Genomic DNA, 6,085 nt, shown 5'->3' on the forward strand with positions numbered 1-6,085 from the left:
CGAGCGCCGGGAGGATGTCACGGTGCATGAAGGGTGGGATCCTCTGCACAAGCGTTCGTGAGGTTGGGTTCATGTCTTCCGTGCTGTGGCAAGCGATTGGGTATGCCTGTGGGATCTCGCTGGGGCTCCTAGGCTTGGTTGCCCTGGTCAACGTTCTTGTGGGGTGGCTGGATCGGCAGACCTCAGAGACTCCGGAGGAGCCGACCGAGTCGCCAGAACCCTGCAGCACAACGGAGGGATCCCCGTCGGCATGAGTGACAGGGTTCGCGTTCACGTCTGGGTACGGGGGCGGGTTCAGGGGGTGGGGTTTCGCGCCCACACCGAAGCCATGGCCCGCAATGCCGGTGTTGGCGGCTGGGTGCGCAACTTGCGGGATGGTCGCGTCGAGGCCGTTTTTGAAGGATCCCCTGCTGCGGTGGAGGCCATGCTGCGCTGGTGCCAACAGGGCAGCCCCGGTTCGGTTGTGGAGGCCATTGAGCAACGTTCCGAGCCGCCGGAAGGTCTACCCACTTTTGAGATTCGCCCTACCGTTTGAGGAAGTTTCGCTGTTCTGAGGATCTGCTTCAAGCTGGGCTGCTCCGGCCTCGTCCTGGGTTCTGGGCTGCCGTCCCCAGAAACTGTCTGTGAGCTGGGATCCCCCAAGGTCGCACTAGAATGGTTACACCGCAAGTTTTTCCCATCCCATGACTGTTGCTGCCCCCGCCAAAGTGCAATACGAAGCTGTGATTGGGCTGGAAGTTCACTGCCAGCTCAGCACTCGCTCCAAGATCTTCTCCAGCAGCGCGACAGCCTTTGGCGCTCCCCCCAACACCCAGATTGACCCCATCTGCATGGGCCTGCCCGGCACCCTGCCGGTGCTCAACGAAAAGGTGCTGGAGTACGCGGTCAAAGCGGGTTTGGCCTTGAATTGCACCATTGCCCCCTACAGCAAGTTCGACCGCAAGCAGTACTTTTACCCCGACTTGCCCAAAAACTACCAAATCTCCCAATACGACCTGCCGATTGCTACCCACGGCTGGATTGAGATCCAGCTCAGCGACGGTCGTACCAAGCGCATCGGCATCACCCGTCTGCACATGGAAGAAGACGCGGGCAAACTGGTACATGCTGGCAGCGATCGCCTATCGGGATCCAGCTACTCTTTGGTGGATTTCAACCGGGCGGGGGTTCCCCTCATCGAGATCGTCAGCGAGCCGGACATCCGCAGCGGGGAAGAGGCAGCCGAGTATGTGCAAGAGCTGCGCCGCATCCTGCGCTATGCCGGGCTGTGCGATGGCAACCTGCAGGAGGGATCCCTGCGCTGTGATGTGAACATCTCGGTGCGTCCGCTGGGATCCCAGACCTTTGGCACGAAGGTGGAAATTAAAAACATGAACTCCTTCAACGCCATCCAACGGGCCATCGAGTACGAGTTCAACCGCCAAGTCAAGGCTGTGGAGGCAGGCGAGCGGATCGTGCAAGAGACCCGCCTCTGGGAAGAAAACAGCCAGCGCACCATCAGCATGCGCAAGAAAGAGGGATCCAGCGACTATCGCTATTTCCCGGAGCCGGATCTGCCGCCCATTCGCGTTACCGAAGCGCAGAAAACCCGCTGGCAGGCAGAGCTGCCGGAATTGCCCGGTGTGAAGCGGCGACGTTATCAGGAGGTGTACGGCCTCTCGGTGTACGATGCCCGCTACCTCAGCGATGAGCGCAACACCGCCGAATACTTTGAAGCCGTGATCGCCGCCGGTGCCGACCCGAAAGCAGCCGCCAACTGGATGATGAGCGACATCGCCAGCTACCTCAACACCCACAAGCTGGACTATCCCGACATTGCCCTGAAGCCGGAAACCCTGGCCGAGCTGATTGGCCTCATCGAGCAGGGCACCATCTCCAGCAAAATCGCCAAGGAGATCCTGCCGGAACTGCTGGAAAAAGGCGGGTCGGCCCGCGCCCTGGTGGAAGCCAAAGGCATGACCCAAATCTCGGATAGCGCTCTGCTGGGGCAGATGATCGCCGAGGTGCTGGCAGAAAACCCCGAGCAACTGCAGCAGTATCGGGGGGGCAAAACCAAGCTCTTCGGCTACTTTGTCGGGCAATTGATGAAAAAAACTCAGGGACGGGCAGATCCAAAGCTGGCCAACGACCTGCTCAAGCAACACCTCGACGGCTAGCTCCAAGCATCGGTGAGGGAATAGCCCAACTCCTGCATCATGCGCCGCAGCAGGGGCAAGCTCAGCCCGATAACATTGCCGGGGCACCCCTCGATCCGCTCCACAAACAGGCTGCCGCGGCCATCGATGGCAAAACAGCCAGCACAATTGAGCGGCTCACCGGTGGCCACATAGGCGCGGATTTCCTCGTCGCTGGGCTTGGCAAAAAACACCCGCGTCACCGCATAGTGGGTGAGGCGGCGGTTCTGCTTCGTGTCAATCAAGGCATGGCCTGTGTAGAGCTCTCCCACTTCGCCCCGCATTTGCCGCAGGCGCCGTTCCGCCTCCAGAGCATTGGCCGGCTTGCCCAGGATCTCGCCATCTAGGTAGAGCACGGAGTCGGCCCCCACGACCAAGACGGGCTCCCGTTGCTGGGCCGCCACCACTTCGGCTTTCGCCGAGGCCAGCTTCTGCACCAGCTCCACCGGATTAGAGCTCTGGATTTGGCTTTCGTCGAAGTAGCTGGGTTGAACGCGATGGGGGATCCCGGCAGCCTTTAACAATTGGCGGCGGGCAGGGGATTGCGAGGCCAGTACGATAGGAGGCAACATCGACTCACCTAATTAACACCCAAAGCCTGGACGTTTGCTTAGGGGAAGTTCGCTCTGTGAGCTAGTTTCCATTAGCTTAGTTAGTATGCGCCTGATGGGCGTTGAAAGGAAACTCTCTCGATATCTTCCCAGCTGGATCCCGTTTGTGACCACTCTCCCCACCCAAGCTGATCTCGATCTTGCCCATTCTGGGATCCTCCAGCGCTATTGGGGGGATCAAGACACTCCGGAAAGCCGCTGGGTGAACTTGCTGGTGGCGGCGCTGGTTTTCTGTTCGTCCACCTTCTTTGTGGTGGAAACCTATCCCGTTCCCCCTGAGGTGCGTCTTGGGCTGGAGCGGGTGGATCGCCTCATTCTCGGCCTGTTTGTGGTGGAATATCTGCTCCGCCTGGCGGCGGCCCCGCAAAAGCTGCGCTACGTCTTCAGCCTCTATTCACTCATCGATTTGCTGGCCATTTTGCCCTTTTTTGCCGGGCTAACCGATATTCGCTTCATCCGCCTCTTGCGCTGGTTTCGCATCCTGCGGCTGCTGCGCTTGGTGGAGGGCAAAACCCTGTTTGGGCAAGTGATCTCCGCCGATAGCCGCATTTTGCTGCGCATTTTCTTCACCCTCTTTGCCATTGTTTTCGTCTACTCTGGGCTGATCTACCAGGTAGAACATCCAGTGAATCCTGGCGCTTTTGCCACCTTTTTGGATGCTTTCTACTTTTCCGTCGTTACCATGACCACGGTGGGGTTTGGGGATCTCACCCCCACTTCTGAGCTGGGCCGGCTGCTGACAGTGTTGATGATCTTGACGGGCATAGCCCTGATCCCTTGGCAAGTGGGGGAGTTGATCAAGCAACTGGTAAAAAGCGGCAACTCGGTACAGTGGGCCTGCCCAGGCTGTGGCCTCTCCCAGCACGATGGGGATGCCCAATTCTGCAAGCGCTGCGGCACACCGCTCTACCCAGGCAGTTAAGCCTATCGGGGTTGGCCCGGCATTTTCAGAAAATTTCCTGTGCCAAGGCAACAACAGGTTGACCAAGAAAACTGGGTTGCAGGCCCCGCCCTTGAGGTCGGCTTTGTGCTGTGGTGCTGAGCAAACTCCGCCAACTTGAATAGGGCGTAGTGTCAACAGAAGAAGTATCTGGGAGTTCATCCCAGTGGTTGGGGTCATGGCATCCCCCTTCATCCGTAAGGATGAGGTAGCCCAGGAAGTGGGAGTCATCCTGCGACCTGGGAAAGAACCCTTGCCCTCCGGGGCAGGGAGAATGTCAACCAATCCCGAACCTGCCGTTAGCCCCAGTTGGGGAAAGCTGAGAAATCGTTTAAGATCGTTAACGGCAACACTCTAAACAACCGGACGGTGCTCTGCATGGCGGTGCAAGAGGAGGTTTTTTTTGAGGGCGGCCCCCACAGTGGCGATTTGGTGTTGAACTCCTTCATTGGGGCTACACTTGTCGGCTTGCCTCTGTTTGTGGGGGCACTGGTGCGTAAGCTGTGGGTACACTATCGGATTACCAATCGTCGCATCACCGTGATTGGGGGATGGGGCGGCAAGGAGCGCTCAGATGTAATCTACGGCGAGATTGCCAAGGTGGTTATGGTGCCCCGTGGCTTGGGCGTGTGGGGAGACATGGTGCTCACCCTCAAGGACGGCAGTCGCCTGGAGATGCGGGCCCTGCCTCGCTTCCGCGAGATCTACAACTACATCAATGAGCGGATCGACGAGAAAGCCAAGCAGGTGAGCGGCCCAATTGGCAAAAAGCGCCGCTCTGCCAAGTCCTGACAGTGCCTGAGCCTTGGGGATCCCTTCCTGTGGCTGTCCCCACTCTTCCCAGCCGGGATCCCGCTTGGCCTGGGTGCCTGGCGTTGGTGCATGAGTACCTGATCTGGCCGGGGGGATCGGAAAAGGTTCTGCAGGAGCTGGTGGCTTTTGCCCCACAGGCCCCCCTTTACGTCAGTCTCTTCTCCGCTCACACCCTGCCGCCGAGCTGGCAGGAGCTGACAATTCACACCTCCTTTTTGCAAGGCTGGGCCAAGTGGCTGGGGGTGTTGCGCCCTGACTACCACGCCCGCCTCAAGTATCTGCTGCCCTGGATGCCGTTGGCCTATGAGAGCTTCGACCTCTCCGGCTATGACTGTGTGATCTCCAGCAGCCACGCCTTTGCCAAAGGGATCCTGACGGGAGCCTCTACCCTGCACCTGAGCTATATCCACAGCCCCACCCGTTACCTGTGGGAGAACCGGGAGCTGTATCTGCAGCGAGAAGGGTTGGGGGGAATCGGGCCCATTCGCACAATTAGCCAATGGCTGCTGCACCGCTTGCGCCAATGGGATTTTCTGGCAGCTCAACGTCCAGATCTGTTGATCGCCAACTCCCAGCACATTCGCCGCCGCATTGCCAAGCTCTATCGCCGCGAGGCTGTGGTCATTTATCCGCCCGTTCCGCTGCAGGGGTTTGAGCCGGTGGCGGATCCCAGCGCCGATTATGACCTGGTGGCAGGCCGACTGGTGCCCTACAAACGGGTGGATCTGGCAATTGCCGCCTGTGAACGGCTGGGTCGTCGGCTGCTGGTTGTGGGCGAAGGGCCGGAGCTGGCTCGGCTCAAGCGACTGGCGGGGCCGCAGGTGGAGTTTTTGCCCCATCAGCCCCCCGATCGTTTCCGGGAACTGCTAGCCAATTGCCGGCTGCTGCTGTTCCCCTGGGAGGAGGATTTTGGCCTAGTGGCAGTGGAGGCCCAGGCCTGCGGCCGCCCCGTGGTTGCCCTCAACCGGGGAGGTGCCCAAGAGACGGTCATCCACGGCCAAACCGGCATCCTCATTCCCGAGGCCAGTGTGGAAGCGCTGGTGGAAGGGCTGCGGCAGGCGGATCGACAGGAATGGGATCCGCAGCGGATTCGGGCCCATGCTCTGCAATTTGCCCCAGAGCGGTTTCATGCCCAGCTGGGAGCCCTGTTGCGCTGGGCTTGGCCTCGTTTTCAAGCTGGAGAACGGTTGGATCCCCGAGAATGGAGCGCTCAGTAGGGCCGCCGCTGCACAAAAGTCGGCAACTCAATCCGGTTGCGACTGCCCGTTTCCCCTCCTGCCCGTGAAGCGGCCAAAGCGGAGCGTTTCAGGAGCCTTTCTGTCCGTTGGCGCCAGCCGAGCGGGGCACTTTCTTCCCGCTCGTCCAGGGTGAGCGGCGGGATCCCTGGGGTGGGTGTTCTCCAGGTGGTGGCCGGGGAAGGAGCAGACTCGTCAGCCGCGGCAGGAATCCGTTCCTGGGCCCGATGATTCGACCTGGGCTCGACAACCGCTGGCTGAGGGGAAGCGGAGGCCGACTGACGCAGTGTGGCCAGTTGCTCTTCCAGTTCT

The 6,085-nt window shown here is 60.0% G+C and carries 7 protein-coding genes and 1 pseudogene; 6 read left to right on the plus strand and 2 right to left on the minus strand.

The window, feature by feature from the left end; genetic code table 11:
* Nucleotides 1-71: 71 nt before the first annotated feature.
* The 3 genes from NW819_RS03495 to gatB all read left to right on the plus strand — a co-directional run bounded on the left by NW819_RS03495 (nt 72) and on the right by gatB (nt 2,156).
* Nucleotides 72-254, plus strand: a complete 183-nt coding sequence (locus tag NW819_RS03495; RefSeq protein WP_041436250.1) for a hypothetical protein — start codon at nt 72-74, stop codon at nt 252-254.
* A complete protein-coding gene (locus NW819_RS03500) occupies nt 251-535 on the plus strand; it encodes an acylphosphatase (protein WP_414351467.1) in 285 nt (94 codons plus the stop codon). Before NW819_RS03495 ends, NW819_RS03500 begins: the two co-directional genes overlap by 4 nt.
* A gap of 148 nt (nt 536-683) precedes the next feature.
* The gene (gene gatB, locus NW819_RS03505; protein ID WP_011432351.1) at nt 684-2,156 is read left to right on the plus strand and encodes an Asp-tRNA(Asn)/Glu-tRNA(Gln) amidotransferase subunit GatB; all 1,473 of its coding nucleotides are present in this window, start codon (nt 684-686) and stop codon (nt 2,154-2,156) included.
* On the opposite strand, the gene NW819_RS03510 is transcribed toward gatB, so the two are convergent.
* Nucleotides 2,153-2,746 carry a Maf family protein gene (locus NW819_RS03510; RefSeq protein WP_414412897.1) on the minus strand — a complete coding sequence of 198 codons (594 nt, stop codon included), beginning with the start codon at nt 2,744-2,746 and terminating at the stop codon, nt 2,153-2,155. The genes gatB and NW819_RS03510 overlap by 4 nt on opposite strands.
* A gap of 145 nt (nt 2,747-2,891) precedes the next feature.
* Between NW819_RS03510 and NW819_RS03515 the strand changes: the two genes are divergently transcribed.
* The 3 genes from NW819_RS03515 to NW819_RS03525 all read left to right on the plus strand — a co-directional run bounded on the left by NW819_RS03515 (nt 2,892) and on the right by NW819_RS03525 (nt 5,755).
* Complete coding sequence (locus tag NW819_RS03515) at nt 2,892-3,707, plus strand: ion transporter (protein WP_414412898.1); 816 nt, start codon at nt 2,892-2,894, stop codon at nt 3,705-3,707.
* A gap of 396 nt (nt 3,708-4,103) precedes the next feature.
* A complete protein-coding gene (locus NW819_RS03520) occupies nt 4,104-4,517 on the plus strand; it encodes a PH domain-containing protein (protein ID WP_011432347.1) in 414 nt (137 codons plus the stop codon).
* Between the two features lie 29 nt (nt 4,518-4,546).
* Nucleotides 4,547-5,755 (plus strand): glycosyltransferase, encoded by a 1,209-nt coding sequence (locus NW819_RS03525; RefSeq protein ID WP_414412899.1) that lies wholly within the window; start codon nt 4,547-4,549, stop codon nt 5,753-5,755.
* On the opposite strand, the pseudogene NW819_RS03530 reads toward NW819_RS03525, so the two are convergent.
* Nucleotides 5,749-6,085, minus strand: a pseudogene (locus NW819_RS03530) (hypothetical protein); the annotation flags it as partial. The gene NW819_RS03525 and the pseudogene NW819_RS03530 overlap by 7 nt on opposite strands.

It is taken from the genome of Synechococcus sp. R8-2 (assembly GCF_047461715.1).
Classification (GTDB): Bacteria; Cyanobacteriota; Cyanobacteriia; order Thermostichales; family Thermostichaceae; genus Thermostichus.